The 21327-nt window shown below is 34.7% G+C and carries 16 protein-coding genes and 1 pseudogene; 7 read left to right on the plus strand and 10 right to left on the minus strand.

Annotation, left to right across the window (positions count from 1 at the left end):
- Positions 1–157: 157 nt before the first annotated feature.
- From RT261_RS16310 to RT261_RS16320, 3 genes are all read right to left on the minus strand, one after another.
- Positions 158–1108 (minus strand): sensor histidine kinase, encoded by a 951-nt coding sequence (locus RT261_RS16310; RefSeq protein ID WP_313134087.1) that lies wholly within the window; start codon positions 1106–1108, stop codon positions 158–160.
- Positions 1101–1781 (minus strand): response regulator transcription factor, encoded by a 681-nt coding sequence (locus RT261_RS16315; RefSeq protein ID WP_313134088.1) that lies wholly within the window; start codon positions 1779–1781, stop codon positions 1101–1103. Before RT261_RS16315 ends, RT261_RS16310 begins: the two co-directional genes overlap by 8 nt.
- A 213-nt stretch (positions 1782–1994) precedes the next feature.
- Complete coding sequence (locus RT261_RS16320) at positions 1995–3755, minus strand: HAMP domain-containing methyl-accepting chemotaxis protein (protein WP_313134090.1); 1761 nt, start codon at positions 3753–3755, stop codon at positions 1995–1997.
- A 951-nt stretch (positions 3756–4706) separates the two neighbouring features.
- Between RT261_RS16320 and RT261_RS16325 the strand changes: the two genes are divergently transcribed.
- The 5 genes from RT261_RS16325 (at position 4707) to RT261_RS16345 (ending at position 11099) form a co-directional block, all read left to right on the plus strand.
- Positions 4707–6377, plus strand: a complete 1671-nt coding sequence (locus RT261_RS16325) for a glycoside hydrolase family 13 protein (RefSeq protein WP_313134091.1) — start codon at positions 4707–4709, stop codon at positions 6375–6377.
- A 93-nt stretch (positions 6378–6470) separates the two neighbouring features.
- The gene (locus RT261_RS16330; RefSeq protein ID WP_313134092.1) at positions 6471–7490 is read left to right on the plus strand and encodes a LacI family DNA-binding transcriptional regulator; all 1020 of its coding nucleotides are present in this window, start codon (positions 6471–6473) and stop codon (positions 7488–7490) included.
- Between the two features lie 222 nt (positions 7491–7712).
- Positions 7713–9059 (plus strand): ABC transporter substrate-binding protein, encoded by a 1347-nt coding sequence (locus RT261_RS16335; RefSeq protein WP_313134094.1) that lies wholly within the window; start codon positions 7713–7715, stop codon positions 9057–9059.
- A 97-nt stretch (positions 9060–9156) separates the two neighbouring features.
- On the plus strand, positions 9157–10242 hold the full coding sequence (locus RT261_RS16340) for a carbohydrate ABC transporter permease (RefSeq protein WP_313134095.1): 1086 nt from the start codon (positions 9157–9159) through the stop codon (positions 10240–10242).
- Positions 10242–11099, plus strand: a complete 858-nt coding sequence (locus RT261_RS16345; protein WP_313134096.1) for a carbohydrate ABC transporter permease — start codon at positions 10242–10244, stop codon at positions 11097–11099. Before RT261_RS16340 ends, RT261_RS16345 begins: the two co-directional genes overlap by 1 nt.
- A gap of 293 nt (positions 11100–11392) precedes the next feature.
- Here RT261_RS16345 and RT261_RS16350 read toward each other — a convergent pair.
- Both RT261_RS16350 and RT261_RS16355 read right to left on the minus strand, forming a co-directional pair.
- Positions 11393–11515 (minus strand): annotated as a pseudogene (locus tag RT261_RS16350) (GntT/GntP/DsdX family permease); the annotation flags it as partial.
- Positions 11516–11840: 325 nt separating this feature from the next.
- Complete coding sequence (locus RT261_RS16355; RefSeq protein WP_313134098.1) at positions 11841–12041, minus strand: DUF6199 family natural product biosynthesis protein; 201 nt, start codon at positions 12039–12041, stop codon at positions 11841–11843.
- A gap of 353 nt (positions 12042–12394) precedes the next feature.
- Between RT261_RS16355 and RT261_RS16360 the strand changes: the two genes are divergently transcribed.
- Together RT261_RS16360 and RT261_RS16365 are read left to right on the plus strand one after the other, a co-directional pair.
- Positions 12395–13300, plus strand: coding sequence for a helix-turn-helix transcriptional regulator (locus tag RT261_RS16360; protein WP_313134099.1), 906 nt, complete (start codon positions 12395–12397; stop codon positions 13298–13300).
- Positions 13301–13369: 69 nt separating this feature from the next.
- On the plus strand, positions 13370–13828 hold the full coding sequence (locus RT261_RS16365) for a GyrI-like domain-containing protein (RefSeq protein ID WP_313134100.1): 459 nt from the start codon (positions 13370–13372) through the stop codon (positions 13826–13828).
- Positions 13829–14047: 219 nt separating this feature from the next.
- Here the strand turns inward: RT261_RS16365 and RT261_RS16370 are convergent, their stop codons facing one another.
- The 5 genes from RT261_RS16370 to RT261_RS16390 all read right to left on the minus strand — a co-directional run bounded on the left by RT261_RS16370 (position 14048) and on the right by RT261_RS16390 (position 21196).
- Positions 14048–16153, minus strand: coding sequence for a methyl-accepting chemotaxis protein (locus RT261_RS16370; protein ID WP_313134102.1), 2106 nt, complete (start codon positions 16151–16153; stop codon positions 14048–14050).
- A 247-nt stretch (positions 16154–16400) separates the two neighbouring features.
- The gene (locus RT261_RS16375; RefSeq protein ID WP_313134103.1) at positions 16401–17084 is read right to left on the minus strand and encodes a GntR family transcriptional regulator; all 684 of its coding nucleotides are present in this window, start codon (positions 17082–17084) and stop codon (positions 16401–16403) included.
- 12 nt (positions 17085–17096) lie between these two features.
- Complete coding sequence (locus RT261_RS16380) at positions 17097–18272, minus strand: isocitrate/isopropylmalate dehydrogenase family protein (RefSeq protein WP_313134104.1); 1176 nt, start codon at positions 18270–18272, stop codon at positions 17097–17099.
- 318 nt (positions 18273–18590) lie between these two features.
- Entirely contained in the window at positions 18591–19994 is a 1404-nt protein-coding gene (locus RT261_RS16385; protein WP_313134106.1) for a 2-isopropylmalate synthase, read from the minus strand.
- 662 nt (positions 19995–20656) lie between these two features.
- Positions 20657–21196, minus strand: coding sequence for a prolyl-tRNA synthetase associated domain-containing protein (locus RT261_RS16390; RefSeq protein WP_313134107.1), 540 nt, complete (start codon positions 21194–21196; stop codon positions 20657–20659).
- Positions 21197–21327 lie beyond the last annotated feature (131 nt).

Here is a 21327-nt window from a genome sequence, read left to right on the forward strand (position 1 = left end):
TCCTTTATTCTTTCTGTGATTATCATAACAGATAAATCTCTCAATAATGTTTCAAAAGCCTCTCAAAAATCTTTCAATATAAATAAAATTAGAAAGAGATTACAAAGACTTCTGTATAAGCCTCCATAATCTCCTGTAAAAATACCTATTGTTTTAACTAATTAGGCAGATAAAGCGAAAATATACTGCCTTCACCTTCCTTAGAAGTTACTTTGACATAACCCCCTTGTTTTGTTAAAATCTCCCTGGTCAGATAAAGTCCAATCCCCACACCATCTTCTTTATGTCCTCTGCTCTCCCGAAAGAATCTTTTAAAGATATCATTCAGATGCTCTGGTGCAATTCCAATCCCCGTATCTTTTACACATATCTTAGTAAATAGCTCCAAACGTTCTACAAAGATATTAATATTTCCACCTTCTGGAGTATATTTAACAGCGTTATCCATTACATTAAAGATTGCTTCTATGGTCCATTTTTCATCATAATATAATGGATAAGGATTCTCGCACTGATGGGATACGTTCAATTTCTTATTCTCTGCATGCAGTCTAATACTGGCCAGCACCTGAGTTATGCTATCATATAAATTATTCTGTTCTTTTTTCAAAGCAATCATATTGCTTTCAAGACGCGACATCTTCATAAGGGCTTTCACAAGAAAATCCAACTTTTCCACTTGATTTTGAATAACCTGTAAACACTCTTCTCTTTTTTCTTCGGGCAGATTGTGATTTAGGATGGTATCGTTATACATGGTTATATTGGCAATGGGAGTCTTTAATTGATGGGATATATCCGATACCATCTCCTGAATTTGCTTTTTTTGCTCCAGATTAGTTTGTTTTGTTGCATAGGTCACATCTGATAATTGCTTTAATTTCCTCTTCATCTTGGAATCCAGTGTTTCTTCTTCTAAATTATATTGGGCAAAGATATGTTCAGCCGATTCCTCTAACGTAATATTTCTGATTATCTGGTCCAAACAATCGCTTGTTTTTTCAGTAAATGCAATATATTGCTTTCGCATATTTATCCATAGCAAAAGAAAAATGCAGAATGATAAAGCTATTACTAAAAAAATGACTATGATTCCTATTTTATTCATATTTTTCTCCAATCCATTGATATCCCAATCCATAGATCGTCTTTATGTAAACATATTTCTCGTCTGCTATTTTTGCCCGCAATCTGCTGATGTTAATTGTCAGGGTGTGTTCATCCACATAATTTTCATTCTTGTCCCATAATTCTTCTAATAATATTTGCCTTGTTAATACATTTCCAGGATTTTTACATAATTGAAACAACAATTTGTATTCCGTTGGAGTAAGTGTTAGAGCCTTGCCATTCTTTTTTACTATATAATTTTTGAAATCAATCTCCAGATTACCGCACCGATAAATACTTTCTTCTGCTTCCTGGCAACGGCGCAATATAGCATGTACCCGCTGCATCAATATTTTAACATTAAATGGCTTAGTAATATAGTCGTCTGCTCCGGCACTAAATCCCCTAATCATATCTTCATCCATGTCTCTTGCCGTTAAAAATATAATTGGTACTCGAGATTGTTTCCGAATAACTTTACCATAATCAATTCCGTCCCCATCTGGTAAGTTTACATCCAGGATGCAAAGAGCCCATTCCTGTTCTGGAAATATTGTTTTCGCTGAATCTATATTGTATGCTGGAACAGTCTCATACCCTTCCAGATTCAAGTTATAGCATAATCCTGCATTGAGTATTTCATCATCTTCAATAATTAGTATTGATTTCATATTTTATCGCATCCTTTACAAACAGGTATTATTTCTTAAGCATACTCTATAACTAAGAAAATAGCAATATATTACATAACTATACAACTTAGCAAATGGAACACTTACAATATTGAAGATACCTTTAAAGCATGAATGTCCCTGCATTGCCAGCATCTGCTCCACCAAAATTATACAATAGCTAGTCCTGATCCCGTTTAACTGCCTCTAAAATTATACCAATTTGTATTGCTGTATCATTTCCTCAAGTCTATCTGACTGACTTATAAACTCCTCACTCATAGCCGAGCTTTCCTCCGATGCCGCAGAATTGGTTTCTATTATAGCTGAAATATGCTGTAAATATGCCAGTGTTTCATTTAATTGCTGGGCCTGTTCTTTAGAATACTTAGACATATCTTCGATTACTTCATTGGTTCTCATGGATTTTGCTACGATTTCTTCAAAATGTTTTGCTGCTTCATCGGCTGATTGAACTCCTTCTTTAATTACAGTCATAGAATTTCCTATGAGCTCTGCTGTAGTTTTTGCAGCATTGGCACTTTCTTCTGCAAGCTTTCCTACTTCACCTGCCACCACTGCAAATCCCCTTCCCGCTTCTCCTGCTCTGGCAGCTTCAATGGAGGCATTCAGGGCTAAAAGGTTTGTTTGTGCCGCAATATTTTGAATGAGATTAATTACTTTATTAATTTTTCCAGAATGCATTTCAATGGCTTCCATTCCATGAACTAAAGTAATCATCTGCTCATTTCCCTGTTTTGCTACCGAAACGGTATGTTGTGATAATTGATTCAGATTTTCTGCGTGTTTGGCATTGGTATTCACTTTGTCTGCAATGGTATCAATTTGTATTACCAAATTACCAACTTCTTTTGCCTGTTCCGTTCCGCCTTCCGCTACTGAACTTGAAGTTTCAGCAATTTTTTCAGCTCCTGAGGTAATCTGTCCGGCTGTTTCATTAAATATTAGGAGCATATTTTGAAAGGATTCTGCTATGTTATCAAGAGAATTCTTGATTGGTCTGAAATCACCTTCGTAATCAAAATCCACCCTTGTAGTCATATCTTTTTCTTCTAACTGTTTGATTACTTCTGTTATATTGCTGATATAGGCTTTCAGCTTCCTGCCGGTCTCTCTTACCGCATCACACAGTATTCCGATTTCATCCTTTGATATATAGGGAATTTGTACTTGAAGATTTCCTTTTGAAATGTCAATCATAGCTGATTGAATGTCTTTCATTGGATTTATAATGCTTTTTTTCGTAATATTTAAGAAACAGATGCAGCTAACCGCTCCAAAGGCAAAGATACTGATAAATATTATAATACTGATTATTACACTAATATTTGTAGCTTTCAGATAATCATGTCCATAAAGGATAGAGCTTTGCTCTACTTCATCTAAAATCATCAGAATATGACTAAAGATTGGGGCATAGTCATTCTTATACACACTATTTATTTTCTTTTGGTCAAAAGCATTGGCACTTTCTATAATTTCTTTTCTGTAACGTTCTCCTTTTTTCATTTCCCCTTCTAATTTTGTTATATTTTCTAAATTGGTATCTAAGGCAGTCATGGCTTTTCTTAAGTTTAGCACGCTTTGTTCCAATACCCCATAATCTTTTTCTGATTCTTCTATGTACTTTTTACACAAGTCCTCCAACTTTGTCATATTAGCTTTATTTATGCTATTTTCAATTTTAACCATGGAAACCTGGGCTTTTAATACGTTCTCTTCTATGGCATAAGGCCCTGTATAAAAATCATTGATTTTGGCTTCAATGCTTTTCATGTTTATTAATGCCACCAGAATAATAATCGCTGATATAACTCCCACATAAATGAATGCAAGATTCATTCGTTTTCCTATGGATAAATTTATGAATTTGTTTTTAAGGGAATCATATGCCCCTCTCCAATTTAATTTTGAAATTACAAAAATTTTACTTTTCCCACTCTTTTTCTTCATATGTGCCTCCTGGTTTTCTTCTCTATACTAACTTCAAGATAGCAATACTGCATTATGAAATTGTTTGGCTAATGTAAAATTCATGTAAATGTAGTTTAATATCCATTTCTTGGATTATAATTCACTTTTTACTTCTATTCGTGTTTTTTCTAATAATGAGTTTGGTGATAACACTATGCAAACACATTCGCCTCTTTTACCTTCTGCTCACGGTATTCAGCTACTGCCATATGTGTTGGATTTCTGCGTTTGAGTGCAAAAAGAATACCTCCACTTTATTACGGGATATGAACCGCATTTGAAAGGAGGTATTGTAAACTTTAATACATTTAAAGAGCGCAATATTATTACAAATGTTCAATGCTCTTTGAATATTATAATTATTTATTTTTAAATTTTTCAATTACATAACTTGTGATTGCTGCGACTACAAGCATAATTACGTATAAAACCCAATCAATTTCCGTAATTGATTTTTGTTGTATTATAATTTGACTAAATAAACAAACTATTATGGAAACTACAGCTGGAATCATACTTTTACTACATAACCTTTTCATTTAATTTTCCTTTTTGTGAATAATTTTATTTTACCAGGTTCACCTTTAATGTATGTAATATTAATCTTATCTGGTTTTAATAAAGACTTGTCTTCTTGAGCATAAGCAACAGAGTTTCCTAATGATGTGAGGGATAATGCTTAAGACTAACCCTAAATATATAATACCATAATAGGAAATATTATCAAGTAACTTTTTAGAAAAAATTAGAAACCGTTGGAGGCAAGATACCCCCACTCCCTATACTAGCACCTGGTTCTTTTTATATTGCCTTGCACCTATATGATACCTATATAATTTTATAACTTATGCGCAAAAGTTATTGAGTATTTTTGTATTTTGTGGTATCATTTTAACAAAAATATATAATTATTATTCAAAGGAGGCAGGCATGGAAGCAAGAAAATGGTGGAAAGAAAGTGTTGTTTATCAAATCTATCCAAGAAGTTTTATGGACAGTAATGGAGATGGTATTGGAGACTTAAATGGTATTACAAGTAAGTTAGACTACCTGAAAGATTTAGGTGTGGATGTGATCTGGATCTCTCCTATCTATGAATCTCCTAATGACGATAATGGTTATGATATAAGTAATTACAAAGCCATTATGAAAGAATTCGGTACTATGGAGGATTTTGATCGGTTACTCTCTGAAGCACATAAGAAAAATCTTAAAATCGTAATGGATCTGGTATTTAATCACACTTCCGATGAGCATCCTTGGTTTGTGGAAAGCAAAAAATCCTTGGATAATCCATATCGTGATTATTATATATGGAAAAATCCAAAAGAGGGCAAAGAGCCCAACAACTGGGGTTCCTGGTTTAGCGGTTCCGCATGGGAGTACTCGGAAGAAACGGATATGTATTACCTGCATATATTCTCTAAAAAGCAGCCGGATTTAAACTGGGAAAATAATAAGGTTCGGGAAGAATTGTACCGTATCATCGATTGGTGGTGCCGGAAAGGTATAGATGGCTTTCGTATGGATGTCATTAATTTCATTTCTAAGGTGCAAAGTTATCCTGATGGGCAGAAAGAAAAAGGCCAGCTTTATGGTGATAAGATATCCTATATTGCAAATGGTCCCCGTGTTCATGAATTCTTACAGGAAATGAACGAAAAGATATTGTCAAAGTATGATTTAATTACCGTGGGAGAAACTACACATGTAACTCCGGAAGATGCCAAACAATACGCTGGCTTTGATATACAAGAGTTAAACATGGTATTTCAATTTGAGCATATGACACTGGATTTTGGCGAATATGGTAAATGGTCTGATAAAAAGATTCCTTTTATTCCTTTAAAGGAAATACTATCCAAGTGGCAGTATGAATTAGAGGGATGCGCCTGGAACAGTCTTTACTGGGAGAATCACGATCAGCCAAGAATTGTATCCCGACTGGGAAATGATTCCCTAGAGTACCGGGATTTATCCTCCAAGATGTTAGCCACCTGTCTGCTTATGATGAAAGGAACTCCATATATCTATCAGGGACAGGAACTGGGTATGACTAATATAGAATTTAAGTCCATGGAAGATTTCCGTGATTTGGAGATTCTCAATGCATATAATGAATTTGTAGAAAACAAGTTAGCTGCACCGGAAGAAATGATACGGTATTTCAACCTGAAAGGCCGGGATAATGCCAGAACTCCAATGCAGTGGAATGACAGTGAAAATGCCGGTTTTACCAATGGAACACCATGGATTAAAGTCAATCCCAATTACACTTATATTAATGCAAATAGCCAGATCAAAGACAGTAATTCTGTATATTTCCATTATAAAGAATTGATTCGCCTTCGCAAAGAGATGGAGGTTCTTGTATACGGTACTTATGCTCTCTTAGAAGAGGAACATGAAAGCTTATATGTTTATACAAGAACTCTTGGAAATACTTCATTACTTATTATATGTAATTTTACAGAAACAGAAATATCCTATACCCTTCCAACGGGATACGAAAAGGCTCAGGTGATTATAAATAATTATGGGAATAGAACAAACGGCAGCATAATTAGGCCTTATGAAGCTATTGTTTATCACAAGAAATAGCACAAAAAATATAGAATTCCGGCTCCATATTAGTGTCAACCAATCATCTCTATGCTATAATAAAAACTACGAATTATAAAGGAGAAGATTTTCATGATAACAATAAAAGAAATGGCGGATATCATTGGTGTAAGTCCCACCACAGTTTCCAATGTCATTCATGGAAAGACAACGGAAGTTTCAAAAGATACTGTGGAAAAGGTCAATGAGCTTTTAGAAAAATATCATTATGTCCCTAATATGAATGCCAGAAATTTAGCAAAAAAATATTCTAGAATTGTTGGGGTAGTATTTAAATATAATAAAAGTACAGATAACAACTTTGTACAAGATCCTTTCGCCGGTGAAATATTAGGTGCTATTGAAACTCAGGTACGTAAGCATGAATACTATACTATGATTTATCTGTCCGAAGATATAGACGATATACTTCGATTTGTTTCAACCTGGAATGTGGATGGATTAATTGCTGTAGGATTCTGGCCGGATGAATGTCACTTAATGAAAAAGTCCATTACAAAACCTATGGTTTTTGTAGACTGTTATTTTAATGAGGATGGTTTCAACTATGTAAATGTAGGTTTAAAGGATAAAGAAGGCGGTTATGATATGACCCGGTACTTAATACAATGTGGTCATAAAAACATCGCTTTTATTACCGATTGTATGGTAAGTGTTTACCAAGCCCGTTATGAAGGCCATAAAGAAGCTTTACAGGAAGCAGGCATACCTGTTTCTGAGCAGAACTTACTCTTCCTTAAGCCAAATCAAAAAGAGTTTGAAACAAGTATAGAAAATGTCTATAAAAGATACCGGGAATTTAGTGCCATGTTCTGTGTGTCCGACTATTATGCTGCAAAAATCATGAATTATTTTATGGACCGCGGAGTTAAACTTCCGGATGATATATCCATTGTTGGTTTTGACGATAACCTAATCGGCCAGTCCGTAAGGCCTGCATTAACCACTATGAAGCAGAATCCCAGCCAAAAGGGCTATCTGGCTGTTGAGCAGCTTATTAAATTAATCGATCAAATGGAAATTAAGGAAACCAATATTCAGCTAACGGCACAATTAATCATTCGTGATACCGTAAAAATAGTAAATTCTTAAATTAATATATCATTTGAAATAAATAGCAAATGTAAAATTTCACAATTATACGGAATAATACTTGAATATTTTGTACGATTGTGATATTCTGTAGCTAGAAAGCTTTTGCGCATAAGTAACAATTTAGTCGTTTATTTTACTAATTATTTAGACAAAATATTGACTATTTTGTATTTACTCAAAAGTTTTTGCTCGAATAATATTATTAAAGGAGGATATTTTATGAAATTAAGAAAGATGGTTACTCTCTTACTCATGATTGTACTGGTAGGATCCGTATTTGCGGCATGCTCCAAGCCTGACTCCCAAAAAGATACTGTAAACACGGAAGGTACTGAAAAAACGGATTCAAAAGAAAAAGAAAAAACAGAAACGAAGAATCAAACTTCTGACGGACAAAGTATTCGAGTATTTCAGCTAAAAGTAGAAATTGATGAACAATTAAAAGAATATGCAAAACTATACGAGCAGCAAACAGGGGTTCATGTGGAAGTTGAATCCATTGGAGGCGGAGCCGATGTTCAGGGTGCTTTAAAGGGATATCTTCAGGCTGATAATATGCCGGATATCTTTGTATTTGAAGGTCCCGGCCATTATGCAGTTTGGAAAGATTATATGGCAGATTTAACCGAAGAACCATGGGTAAAAGAAACTGCTTCTGCTTATATTGGTGATGAGGGCAAAGTATATGGTTTCCCATATGCGGTAGAAGGTTATGGTTTAGCTTATAACAAGAATTTATTAGATAAAGCCGATATTGATCCAGCCACTTTAACAACTATTGACGCCTATAAAGCAGCTTTTGAAAAATTAGAAAGCATGAAAGAAGAACTAGGTATTGATTCTGTAGTTTCTATGGGAGTAAGTGCCAGTGGCGGTTTAACCTGGGTATCCGGCAGCCATAACTTCGGTGTATATTTATCTACCGGACTTAAGAATGGTGATACCACTATTATTGATAAATTACTGGCTGGTGAAGTGGACGCAGACAGATTAAAACAATACGCAGAATATGTAAAATTATTATTTGATTATTCTGATCAGAACATATTAGTAACTGGAAACTATGACCAACAGGTTCAGGCCTTTATTGATCAAAAGGCAGTATTTGTTCACCAAGGTAACTGGATTGATCCAAATCTTCCGGCAGAACCCGGATTTGAAATGGGCTTTGCACCTCATGCTTTTAGCAAGGAAGTAACCGATGGTGTTCAAGTGGGTGCTCCTTCCTGGTGGGCAGTTTATAAAGATGGTAATGTGGAAGGGGCGAAAGATTTCTTAAAAGCATTTGCCTTATCTGATGAAGGAAGGGATGCCAGAATTAATAAGATGTCTTTAATTTCTCCATACTCTTCTGATACTATGAAACCTAGTACTCCTTTATCTGCTAATATCCAATCCTGGGTATCTGCTGGTAAAACATTTGACTGGGAGCAATTTAAGATGCCCGATGGTTTCGGTCAGGATACTTTAGGACCTATCTTTGAATTACTTGCACAAGGTTCCATTAACACAGATGAATTCGTTCAACTGGTAACCGATGCTGTTGCAGGAATAGCTGCAAAATAGAACTATGTTTAATTCGTGAAGCTGTTGCTTATGATATAGAGCTGTTACAAGGTCTATTTTGCAACAGCTTCCCCTTTAAACGGAGAGGAATGAGACTATGAACTATATGGCGAAAAAAACCTTGTCAATTGTACTGGCTGCTATTGGTATTCTTGTGTCCATATTTTCATTATGGATTAGCTTACAATATAGAACTCTGACCTCCGGATTCCTGGCATGGCTGGCTTCCATTCGAGGTGTTCTGCTAATTACCGGCATCCTGTTTATAATATTAGGAATGTATTTCTATCCAACTAAGAAGCACAGAACTATAATTAATATTTTGTTCTTACTACCTGCTGTTCTTGCATTTACTATGACCGTTATTATTCCCTTTATATTAGGTGTGTTCTATTCTTTCACCGATTGGAATGGCATAAAGTTAAATAATTTTATTGGTTTTGAAAATTACAAGGACTTTTTTAAGTCTCCTGAGTATATACATTCCTTTATGGCCACTTTAATATTTACCATTCTTAATATGCTTTTAGTAAATATCATTGCCTTTGGTCTATCTTTATTAGTAACCTCTAAGGTTAGAGGACGTAACATATACCGCGCTGGATTCTTTATTCCTAACTTAATCGGTGGTATTGTTCTTGGGTACATATGGCAGTTTATTTTTAATTACGTTATCACAGATATTGCTGCTGTCATGAATATAAAATCACTATCACAATCCCTATTGGCCTTACCGGATAGGGCCATATTGGCAATTATTATAGTCAGCACCTGGCAATACGCCGGATATATTATGATGATATATGTTACTGCCATTCAAGGGGTACCGGTTTCTGTTATTGAAGCTGCTAAAATGGATGGCGCTCATGGTTTTAAACGTATTACAAAGATTATTGCACCATTAATCGCCAATTCCTTTACCATATGTATTTTCTTAACTTTGGTAAACTCTTTTAAACAGTTTGATTTAAATTATGCAATTACCAATGGTGGACCCAGTAAATTATTTATGGGCAAAGCCATACACTCAACGGAACTTCTTGCACTTAATATTTATAAAACCGCATTTACCCGTAATGATATGGCAGTGGCTCAGGCAAAAGCAGTTGTTTTCTTTGTTCTCCTCGCCATAGTTTCCTTAATTCAGGTTTATGTCAGCAAAAAGAAGGAGGTTGAGATGTAATGACTGTAAAAAGAATACAGGGTATTATCCTTGAGTTGATTTCCATATTGTTATTCCTACTCTTTTTAGCACCCTTTTTCATTGTTGTAGTTAACTCCTCCAAAATGAATGGGGATATTATTCGTGATCCTATTAGTTTTCCTATGGATTGGTCACTATTATGGAAGCATATTCAAGCAGTAATTCATAATCCAAACATGAATTATTGGAAATCTTTTTTGGATTCCACTCTTATAACCGCTCTATCCTTAACTGCCATTGTCTTATGTTCCTCTATGGCAGCCTGGGTATTGGTTCGAAATCATAAAAAATGGTCAACTATTATATTTATGATATTTGTTGCAGCTATGGTTATACCGTTTCAGGTAGTTATGCTTCCACTGCTTTCCTGGTTTCGCCAGATTTCAAATTTTAGCGGAATATCCTTTTTATCCAGCTACACCGGAATTATATTTGCCTATATTGGATTTGGTTCCTCTATGACCATCTTCATCTTACACGGTTTTATAAAGAATATTCCTTATGAGTTGGAAGAGGCCGCCCTAATCGATGGTTCCTCACCGGAAGGCGTGTTTTTTAGAATTATTTTACCTCTTCTAAAACCAGTGCAAATGACGGTATTGATTTTAAATGGTATCTGGATATGGAATGACTTCCTCCTGCCCTCTTTAATGCTGGGGTTAAACGGTAAAATAAAAACTCTTCCACTAGCAGTTACCAGTTTTGTAGGTTCTTACGTAAAGCAATGGGATTTAATCCTTACTTCAACTTTACTTGCTATGCTGCCAGTCGTGATACTCTTCTTATTCGCACAAAAATATATTATTAAAGGTATGGTGGAAGGTGCTATTAAGTAATGTTTTTTATTCAATAGGTATATTTACATAGTTATAATTGACTGCTATCTAGCTCAATTAATTATTATAATTTGTTTACTAAAAAGAGCATGCTGCAAAAAAGAATTAAGTTTGCGGCATGCCTTTTTGTTTGAATAAAAAGGAGATTTTCACTCCATAGTTCATACAACTTTTTTGTAAAAATCCTCTTTTATAACAAGCCATCAAAATCTCGACGTTTAAAACACTGTAATTGGTATAATATGTATTTCAAAAGTTAAAATAAAGTTACATGTCTAAGGATACTGTATCTGCTATTTTGCAAAGAAAGAAATAATAAGAGCTACCCCAAAGCCTGTAATACCCACTAAGGTTTCCATAATAGTCCAAGTTTTTAAGGTTGTTTTTTCATCTAAGCCAACCAATGATTTTATATCTGAAAATTTATTCATAGAAAAATCTCCACTCTTCCGGAATTAGTCTAAAATTTCTCAATTTTTTAGACTAATTAAGGTTGTCTGCCATTAGCATGATACATCTAACTGGTTGATCAGTCTCTTTAATCAAACCAAATATTATACAACAGCTCCTCCATGGAAATAGCATTCATATACCTTCAGCTCCTTTACCTGCATAGGTAGGCTTTTTAGCTTCAAGTAAAAATGGTATTAAAGATTGTTTATTTATCAAATCGCAAATCACCTCCTATATTAAATTTAAAACTTTCAAATATAGTTATTGCTTTTTTACGATACAAATTTATTAAACTAAGTTTTCAAGAATGGCCAATATTCCGCCTAACATCATAAGAATTCCCACCATAACAATTAATTTTAGATAGAATTCTTTAGGTTCCCCACCGTTCTTGGACTTCCAGGAATCTGATATTTTCCAGATTACTTTTGGTTTTAATAACATAATAAGTCCTATTACTATTAAAAAGCCACCTGCTGCAAATCCCATATGCTACCTCCTTTACCGGAATTTTAGTCTACATAAAAGCACTTGTATTTTGTATGTTTTTCATGAATTTAATACAGTCAGGTTGAATGGAAAGTTTTCTGATTACAATCTGCCTGTTTTCATCTCTTTTAGGTAATATTATAACATGTAATAATATACAAAAACAGTGACTTCATTAAAATTGCCCCCTATTTTTCTACTACCTTCTTGCTTATGTATATAGATTAAGCTACAATTTAGATATATCGTTTGATTTATATAATTAATCTGATGGGCTTATTCGATCTTACAAGGCTAAATGTCTATAGCCAATCTTTCCCGGCTATAAACTTATAATAAAAGGAGTTATACCAATGAAAATTGACCGGTTGTTTGCTATTACCAATATTCTTATCAATAAAAAAACTGTAACTGCAGCCGAATTGGCAGAAGAATTCGGCGTGTCTGTTCGCACAATCTACAGGGATATAGAAGTCTTATCTGTTAACGGTGTTCCCGTCTACACCAATCAGGGTAAAGGCGGCGGAATTTCTATTATGGAAGGTTACACCATGGATAGGACCCTTTTGTCCGATGAGGAACAAAAACAAGTTCTTCTGGCTCTTCAAAGTGTACAGGCAACCGGCCATATTAACGTTAATAATTCCATTAACAAGCTCCGTAACGTATTTAAAAAAGATACCGCAAGCTGGATTGAAATCGATTTTTCCGGTTGGGAACAAAGTGATGAGGAAAAGAAGTTTTTTGAACTTGTAAGAGATGGAATACTACATTCTGACGCCCTTTCTTTTACCTATTATGGTAATAACGGCTCGAAAACAGATCGCATTGTAGAACCTCACAAACTGATTTATAAAGGTCACGGTTGGTACCTATATGGTTTTTGCAGATTGAGAAAAGATTTTAGATTCTTTAAATTAAGTAGAATAGATAATTTGTCCGTATCAAAAGATAATCATTTTCAGAATAATACTCCTGCTCCATCATTAAAAATATCAAATACTGATAATCTGGAAGAAGAGTGCAAAGTAATTTTAAAAATTGATACTTCTCTGGCCTTTCGAGTTTATGATGAATTTAGAACTGGTATTATTAAAAATTGCGGGGAATACTTTATAATTGAAGTATTACTTCCTGATAAACAATGGGTTTATAACTACTTATTAGGTTTTGGCCCCGCATTAGAGATTCTTGAACCGAAGCAGTACAGAAACAGATGTAAGGAAGAATTACAAAAAGCCATTAAAAAGTATTTGTAACTTGACAAACAGGTGTCAGTTTATACCTGTTATGATTTATGTACAAAATAAGAAAAGAGGTAATCAATTATGAAATATGAAGTAATAAACTTAGATGAACAAATGGTGGTGGGTTTATCCGCACGTACTAAAAACTCCGCTCCCGATATGGTAACCGTAATCGGTTCCTTATGGAATCATTTTTATCAGGATGGAATCTATGATTCTATTCATGATAAAATAAATAATAAAGGGCTGGGTGTATATTCTGATTATGAAAGTGATGCCAACGGAGAATATGACATAACCGTTGCATGTGCAGTAAGCAAGTCAGATAAACTTCCTCCTAATACCGTTAAAAAAACAATTCCCGCAGGTAAATATGCCAAATTTATATTACAAGGTAATTTACATCAGATAATTGCGGCCTTTTGGCAGGAGTTATGGATAATGAATCTGGACAGGACATATATCTGCGACTTTGAGGAATATCAGGAAGTTAGTGACGTTGAGAATGCAACCATTCATGTCTACATTGGAATTCGATAGGGCTTCAGGCAACTGTTCACGGATTTACACCAAAAGGATATTTCGCCCCAAATATTTTTAAAATCATAGCATACAAATAGACCTGCATCTAGTTGGAATTATTTCAGATTAGTTAGAACCATGACCCGGGACGGCGTCTAGTCAGATTCCAAAGGAACCCATCACCACTTGATGCAGTTACCATTTTTGGTGTCTATTTGTATGATTTCTGTTGTAACTTTAATATTTAAACTTAGAGATGCTTTCTTGCATTTCTTCTGCTAATTTTGCTAATGCTTCATTAGCACTAGATATTTCTTCTATAGAAGCAGTTTGTTCTTCCATAGTTGCTGAGGTTTCTTCTGTTGCAGCCGCATTCTCCTCTGATGCAGCGGATAAATTATGTATTATTTCTACAATTCCCTCTTTCTTACCTTCCATATCTTTTCCGGATTGGGCTATAGATTCTATTGCTGCCTTTACATTATCAATAGCAGAAGCTATTCCTTGGAACTTGCTATTGGTTGTTTCTACACTTTCAGTTTGATCTTTTAAAATATTACTAACTTCCTGCATTGTATTAACTGCATATTCAGTTTTATTTGTTAACTCTCCAATTACTACTGTTATATCTTCTGTAAAATTATTAGATTCTTCTGCCAGTTTTCTTATTTCTTCTGCAACAACTGCAAATCCCTTTCCTGCTTCTCCAGCTCTTGCTGCTTCTATAGCCGCATTAAGAGCCAATAAATTCGTTTGTCCAGCTATGTTTCTTATCATTTGGCTGGCATTTTTTATTTTTTCTGCACTTTCATTGGTATTTACAATTATTCCATATACTTCAGTAACAGAATCATTGCTAGATTTAGTATTTTCAACAAGTTCTTCTATAATCTCAATGCCCTCATCTTTTAGCTTATTAACTTCATCAGCAGCATTGTTTAGACTAATTAAATCTTTTTGATTTTTTTCTATTTCGACTCCTAATATATTGATTTCTACTGCTCCAATTTCTGTATCCTTTGCCTGCTCTCCAACTGCTCTTGCTATCTCATCAATTGTTCTTGCTACTTCTTCAGCCGCTGTGGCAGATTGTTGAGTAATAGCAGTCAGCTCCTCAGAAGAAGAGGCTACTTGATGGGATGTTTCGGCAATATTTTTAATCAAAACTATGAAATTATTCTGCATGCTTTCCAGGGATCTGGAAATAAGTCCTATTTCATCTTTCCTGTTTGAATATTTTACTGCATTATCATTCTTATCATAAGTTAAATCAAAGTGTGATAGTCTGTCAATGATTTTAGATACATGCACAATTGGTTTTGTTATAGTTCCTGTTATTAATGAAATGAATCCAATTAAAATTACTACACCTATAACACTGGCAATCAGAACTGTAATTATAGTTTCGTTTAACTCTCTAAATATTTCACGACGTGGAATAACTGAAATATATGACCATTTAGCCCCTGTCTCTCCAATATTTATTGGAATAACCACAGATTGCTCTTCTTGTCCCTCGGATATTCTCTCGATATTCGCTTTTTCTCCCTTTTCTATAGCTTGCTGAAGCTCTTCGTCATTTAATAGTTCAAATATATTTTTCCCAAGTAATTCCTTATCCTTATGTCCTACAATCAGACCCTTTCCCGTAATCACCTGAGCATATCCGCTATCATAAAAAGTTACATTAGACACAACCTCTTGCAGTCTATTTAGTGAAATATCAACTCCTACTACACCAACTACTTTATTACTATAAATAATAGGAGATGTAATAGAAACCAATATAACATCTTCTCCCTGCAGCTTATAGGTAACTGGTTCTAATACTGCGGGTTCCTTTGAATTCTTAGAAGTCTGATACCATAACCCAGTGTCATCTAAATTATCATATGTACTGCCACAAGCTTCAAGAGATAATGAACCATTTCCTCGATTCCAGTATGGTATAAATCGTCCTGTATTATCATGAGCCTCTGCATTTATATATTCACTATCTTTTCCATCTAGAGCATTCGGTTCCCAAACCGTCCATGCACCTACTAAATTTGAATTATCCTCTATTGTACTTTTTATAACTTCATTCATTACATCCCTATCTGTATCTCCACTTTGTTTCATTCCTTCAAATACTTTTGATAGTGTTGTAACTGTTGTTAAGGCATTATCCACTTCATTTTGAACTACATTTACATATCTTTCCGTTTCTGCCATTACATAGTTTATCGAATCTTTTTCTTGTTTATTATAGGAACTGAATGTAATAAATCCAGTAACTGATACAAATATTACCAATACAATAGGTAAAATACTTACTAACATTTTAATTTTGATAGATTTCATCTTTTGTCTCCTCGTCTTAATAAAAATATAACAGAAGAGCCTTGAACAATAGGATATCAAAGCTCTTCCGTCCTTAATCCACTCTTCCTAGAGTGCTTCTATCAATTAACATCTCTTCATCCAAATACTTCCACCATTCTTCTATAAGATTAGATTGGAGTTATAAAGTAGCAAAACATCTGTTGTAAGTAATATCCAATTCCCCCAAAATGGTTGAAATAACTTATAATTGTTTAATTCGATTTATTTACTCTAAATTTAGTCCCTTTTGAGTAATATTCTTTATGGTATTCATAATATGTTCATGGGCCAGTCGTTCGGCCTCTTCGCCATCTCTTTTTTTGATGGCTTCCAGTATTGCAGTATGTTCTTTATTGGAATTCATAGCCCTGTCATCAGAAGCTAAGGTTATTTTACGAAGACGTTGTACATAATGATGAAAGTCTGTTAGTACATGATCTAATATTTTACTATTAGAGGCTTCATAAATGGTTTCGTGAAACTTATTATCCAGTTCCAGTACTTGTCGATGGTTCTCTTTTTTTGTATGGAATTCTGAAAGATAGATAATCTCCTCTAATGCATCAATCTGTGCTTGGGTAATATGCTCACAAGCCCATCTGGCACATAAACCTTCCAGATAAGAACGGATGATATAAATATCGTGTATATCCTTTTCGGATATTCCAGTTACATAAGCGCCTTTGTTGGGAATGATGTTAACCAAACCTTCCAACTCCAGCTGCCTCAAGGCTTCTCTTACGGGAGTTCGGCTGACACCTAATTCCGTTGCAATGGTATTTTCTTTTAGTTCTTCGTTCTGATTGTACTTTCCTGACAAAATGTCCTCACGAATTTTATTAAATACTCTTCCTCGAAGAGAATATTTATCAGTTACTTCTTTCTGAACATCATAGTCATAGTCACTCACTACATGCTCCTCCTATAAACTTCTGGTCGTATCCATTATATAATTGGCAAATTCTTCACTGGTTGCTCCAGTATCTCTTCCGGTCATGACCATTTTCTTCTCTGTAACAGTACAAATATCAAGGGCTTTATATAATTTATCAGCTTCCTCTGTATGTCCGATATGGGAAAGCAGCATGGCTCCAGCTCTGATTACGCTGCATGGATCTGCATAAATATCTCTGCCTTCTTCAACCATACGGGGTGCAGAACCATGAATAGCTTCAAACATAGCATAACGTTTACCGATATTAGCACTTCCTGCTGTCCCTACTCCTCCCTGGAATTCTGCAGCTTCATCTGTCAATATGTCGCCGTAAAGGTTAGGAAGTACAAGTACCTGGAAGTCTTTTCTTCTCTTTTCATCTACTAATTTTGCAGTCATAATATCGATATACCAGTCATCAGCAGTTATATCAGGATATTCTTTGGCAATTTCTTTAAATATGTCTAAGAATTTACCGTCTGTAGTCTTTATAATATTTGCTTTCGTAACAGCCGTTACTCTGGTCTTTCCATTGGCCTTTGCATATTCAAAAGCTGCTCTGATAATTCTTTCCGTTCCCTGTGAGGTAACAACCGTAAAATCTACGCCTAAGTCTTCCGTTACATGAACACCTTTGCTTCCTACAGCATAAGCACCTTCTGTGTTCTCACGATAGAAAGTCCAGTCAATACCTTGTTCCGGAATGCGAACCGGTCTCACATTAGCAAATAAGTCCAATTCTTTTCTCATGGCAACATTGGCACTTTCTACGTTTGGCCATGGATCTCCTTTTCTAGGAGTGGTTGTAGGCCCTTTTAGGATAACATGGCATTCCTTTAATTCTTCTAATACTTCTGCAGGTATAGCAGTCTTTTCGGCAGCCCTTCTCTCGATGGTAAGTCCATCAATAACCCTGAATTCCACTTTACCTTGTTTTACTTCATCTTCTAATAAATATTCTAATACTCTTTGAGCTTGAGAAGTGATTGCCGGTCCGATACCATCGCCGCCACAAACACCAATAATGATTTTATCAAGTGCTTTATAGTTAATAAAATCACCTTGAGCTTTCATTTCATCCACTCTATTTAATTGTTCCTCTAGCAGCTTTCCAAACTTCTCTTTTGCTGCTTCAATTTGTGCTGAATACATTTTTACACCCATTGCATGTCAAATCTTTATCAGATGTAACATTGCCACATATACATAGGCTGAAAGAATGGCTTCGTGGCAACCTTTCTATGCATATTTTCTTTCAACCATTAAACATGATACTCCAAAACGAATCAAAAACAATGAAACGAGAAGATACTTCACTTCATATTTGCACATCCGTTTCTTTTTTATTTACAATTATTATTGAATAATGCAACTTTACGCTTTTACACGTATATAATCATATCAATTTATACATATCTTTGCAAGTTAAAACTAGAAAATACCTTCTGATTTAAGCCAGCAAATTGAGGTTTTCTTATTACTTTACTGGAATTTATCTTCTGTAATATTCATCTCACTTTTTATCTCATCGATTACCTTAATTAGTTCCTCGTCTGTAATTACCGTCACACGTCCTTCGTCATACTCTCTGTCTACCCATTCTTTTACCTTAACCACAACCGGACTTGCTTTATCTACTGCATCTTCACCCTTTAATTTAAAATAACTATTAATCCAGTGTGCAATACCTGCCAGACCGGAGGTATTGGATACCGATACTAAGGCTGGTCTGTTTAAGAATTTTCCGGTATCAAATATATTATAGATTTCTTCATTCTTTAATAATCCATCTGCATGAATACCTGCTCTAGTTACATTAAAGTTTTTACCTACAAAAGGTGTTCTGGGGGGTATACGATATCCGATTTCTTTTGTAAAATACTCTGCTAACTCTGTAATTACAGTTGTATCCATACCGTCTAAGGAACCCCTTAATTGTGCATATTCGAACACCATGGCCTCCAATGGAGTATTACCAGTTCTCTCACCAATACCAAATAAAGAAGTATTAATGCCGCATGCGCCATATAGCCAGGCAGTTGTGGAGTTGGAAACTGCTTTATAAAAATCATTATGCCCATGCCATTCTAACATCTCAGATGGAACGCCGGCATGTGTAGTAAGTCCGTAAATAATACCCTGAACCGAACGAGGAATAACAGCTCCCGGGAAATTTACTCCGTAACCCATGGTATCACAAGCACGAATCTTAACCGGAATTTTATATTCTTCACTTAGTTTCATTAATTCCAGACAAAATGGAATAACAAATCCATGAATATCCGAACGGGTAATGTCCTCCAAATGGCATCTTGGAGCTATTCCTGTCTCTAAACATTCACGAACGACACTTAAATAATGGTTCATTACTTCCCTGCGGGTCATTTTCATTTTGTAAAATATATGATAATCGGAACAGCTTACTAGAATTCCTGTTTCCTTCATACCGATTTCTTTGACTAATTCAAAGTCTTTTTTGCTGGCACGAATCCAAGAAGTAACTTCTGGGAACTCATAGCCTCTCTCCATACATTTATAAACTGCATCTCTATCTTTTTTACTATATAAGAAAAATTCGCTTTGCCTAATGATACCTTGGGGACCGCCTAAACGATGAAGATAATCAAATATAGTAACGATTTGTTCCGTTGTATAAGGAGCTCTGGATTGCTGTCCATCACGAAAAGTGGTATCTGTAATCCATATTTCTTCTGGAAAATGATGTGGTACTATTCTATCATTGAATGCGATTTTAGGAATCTCATCATAAGGAAATAAGTTTCTAAAGGTGTTTGGCCGAGTTACATCCACCAAAGGATATAAATGTTCTTCCAATTGAAGCAAATTGTTCTGAGGATTTAATATTACTTTTCTGCTTTCTTCCATATCATCGTCTCCTTTTCTTATAAAACATAACATATAATTGATATTGCCAAAAATGCAATGGAGCTTTTTATTTCCTATGTAACGTAAATCAAATTAGTAAAAATCTATAATAATAAATATGTAGCCTATCTAACTGAATACCGTTGCATTTTTATACATGTTTTATTGTATACAATTATACTTTCAATGTCAAGAAATTTTAAAGGAGAGCTCGTTATATTTTCTTCGATGTTTTATTGAGATTTTTATTGATGCTTTTTTGTTATTTTTATTGATGCTTTATTGTTACTCTCATTGATGTTTTATTTTACTTTTATTGGTGTTTTATTTTATTTTTATTAGTGTTTTATTTTATTTTTATTAGTGTTTTATTTTATTTTTATTGAAATATTTTATTTTCAATCATGATTTACTTTTCTAAAATTTCTGTAGCTATAGAATATTGCTTCCTTTTTCTTATTTGAGTTTCTTCGCTAATGTAGAAAATAGCTTTTCACATATACTCCAGTTTTTGCAGTTATTATGAACTATTTATTTGCAACTTCTTTTGCCTGTACAACTTCTTTTGCCTGTACAAATTCGATTAGCAAGACAAGCTTTATAGATATCAAAATCCCCAAAATACTCTTACAGTGCTTTGGGGATTCTTTAGTGCTATATCTCTATAAATTTACAACAATAGGTTCATGTCCTACAGCCGGTAAAAACTTTTCCAGTACATCCTCCATTTTCATTTTGATACTGGAAGTATTTATGCACGGGTGGCATGCCAAATACTCTTCCTTCATAATTTCTTCATCAAGGAGCAATTGTACCTGCTTATCTCTATCATTCATTACTCCCATAACGCTAACCGAACCTGGAGTAATATCCAGATACTTCTCCATATCCTCATAAGAGCCAAAAGACAACCTTGCACTGCCAATCTGCTTTGACAGATCCTTTGTCTTAAACTTCTTATCACCTGGCATAAGCAGCAGATAGAATTTAGTCCTCTGTTCATTGCACAAAAATAAGTTCTTGCACATATTCACCTCTAAGAGCCTGTCCACCTCCTGGCAGGCCTCCATAGTAGCAAGTGCCTCATGATCTACCCTCTGATAACTTATTCCAAGCTCATCTAACAAGTCATATGCCCTTATCTCTTTTTCTAATCGGTCAGTTACTTCCGATGGTCTTCCATTATATAATATATATTCCATTTACATTATCCTCCATGTATAATAAAAATTTAGACTACGAACAATAGTACGCTTTGCCTGGGGGTATAGAGAACTCAGAAAGTGTTACTAGGGCTTTCATGTACCATTAACTCGGAGTAAAAAACTTAGAA

Origin of the sequence: Anaerocolumna sp., from assembly GCF_032079385.1 — a bacterium.
Lineage (GTDB): Bacteria > Bacillota > Clostridia > Lachnospirales > Lachnospiraceae > Anaerocolumna.

Excerpts from the sequence above, each read along its gene's own strand:
- RT261_RS16310 (WP_313134087.1), bottom strand. The coding sequence starts at position 1,108 with ATGAATAAAATAGGAATCATAGTCATTTTTTTAGTAATAGCTTTATCA.
- RT261_RS16315 (WP_313134088.1), bottom strand. The coding sequence starts at position 1,781 with ATGAAATCAATACTAATTATTGAAGATGATGAAATACTCAATGCAGGA.
- RT261_RS16320 (WP_313134090.1), bottom strand. The coding sequence starts at position 3,755 with ATGAAGAAAAAGAGTGGGAAAAGTAAAATTTTTGTAATTTCAAAATTA.
- RT261_RS16325 (WP_313134091.1), top strand. The coding sequence starts at position 4,707 with ATGGAAGCAAGAAAATGGTGGAAAGAAAGTGTTGTTTATCAAATCTAT.
- RT261_RS16330 (WP_313134092.1), top strand. The coding sequence starts at position 6,471 with ATGATAACAATAAAAGAAATGGCGGATATCATTGGTGTAAGTCCCACC.
- RT261_RS16335 (WP_313134094.1), top strand. The coding sequence starts at position 7,713 with ATGAAATTAAGAAAGATGGTTACTCTCTTACTCATGATTGTACTGGTA.
- RT261_RS16340 (WP_313134095.1), top strand. The coding sequence starts at position 9,157 with ATGAACTATATGGCGAAAAAAACCTTGTCAATTGTACTGGCTGCTATT.
- RT261_RS16345 (WP_313134096.1), top strand. The coding sequence starts at position 10,242 with ATGACTGTAAAAAGAATACAGGGTATTATCCTTGAGTTGATTTCCATA.
- RT261_RS16355 (WP_313134098.1), bottom strand. The coding sequence starts at position 12,041 with ATGGGATTTGCAGCAGGTGGCTTTTTAATAGTAATAGGACTTATTATG.
- RT261_RS16360 (WP_313134099.1), top strand. The coding sequence starts at position 12,395 with ATGAAAATTGACCGGTTGTTTGCTATTACCAATATTCTTATCAATAAA.
- RT261_RS16365 (WP_313134100.1), top strand. The coding sequence starts at position 13,370 with ATGAAATATGAAGTAATAAACTTAGATGAACAAATGGTGGTGGGTTTA.
- RT261_RS16370 (WP_313134102.1), bottom strand. The coding sequence starts at position 16,153 with ATGAAATCTATCAAAATTAAAATGTTAGTAAGTATTTTACCTATTGTA.
- RT261_RS16380 (WP_313134104.1), bottom strand. The coding sequence starts at position 18,272 with ATGGGTGTAAAAATGTATTCAGCACAAATTGAAGCAGCAAAAGAGAAG.
- RT261_RS16385 (WP_313134106.1), bottom strand. The coding sequence starts at position 19,994 with ATGGAAGAAAGCAGAAAAGTAATATTAAATCCTCAGAACAATTTGCTT.
- RT261_RS16390 (WP_313134107.1), bottom strand. The coding sequence starts at position 21,196 with ATGGAATATATATTATATAATGGAAGACCATCGGAAGTAACTGACCGA.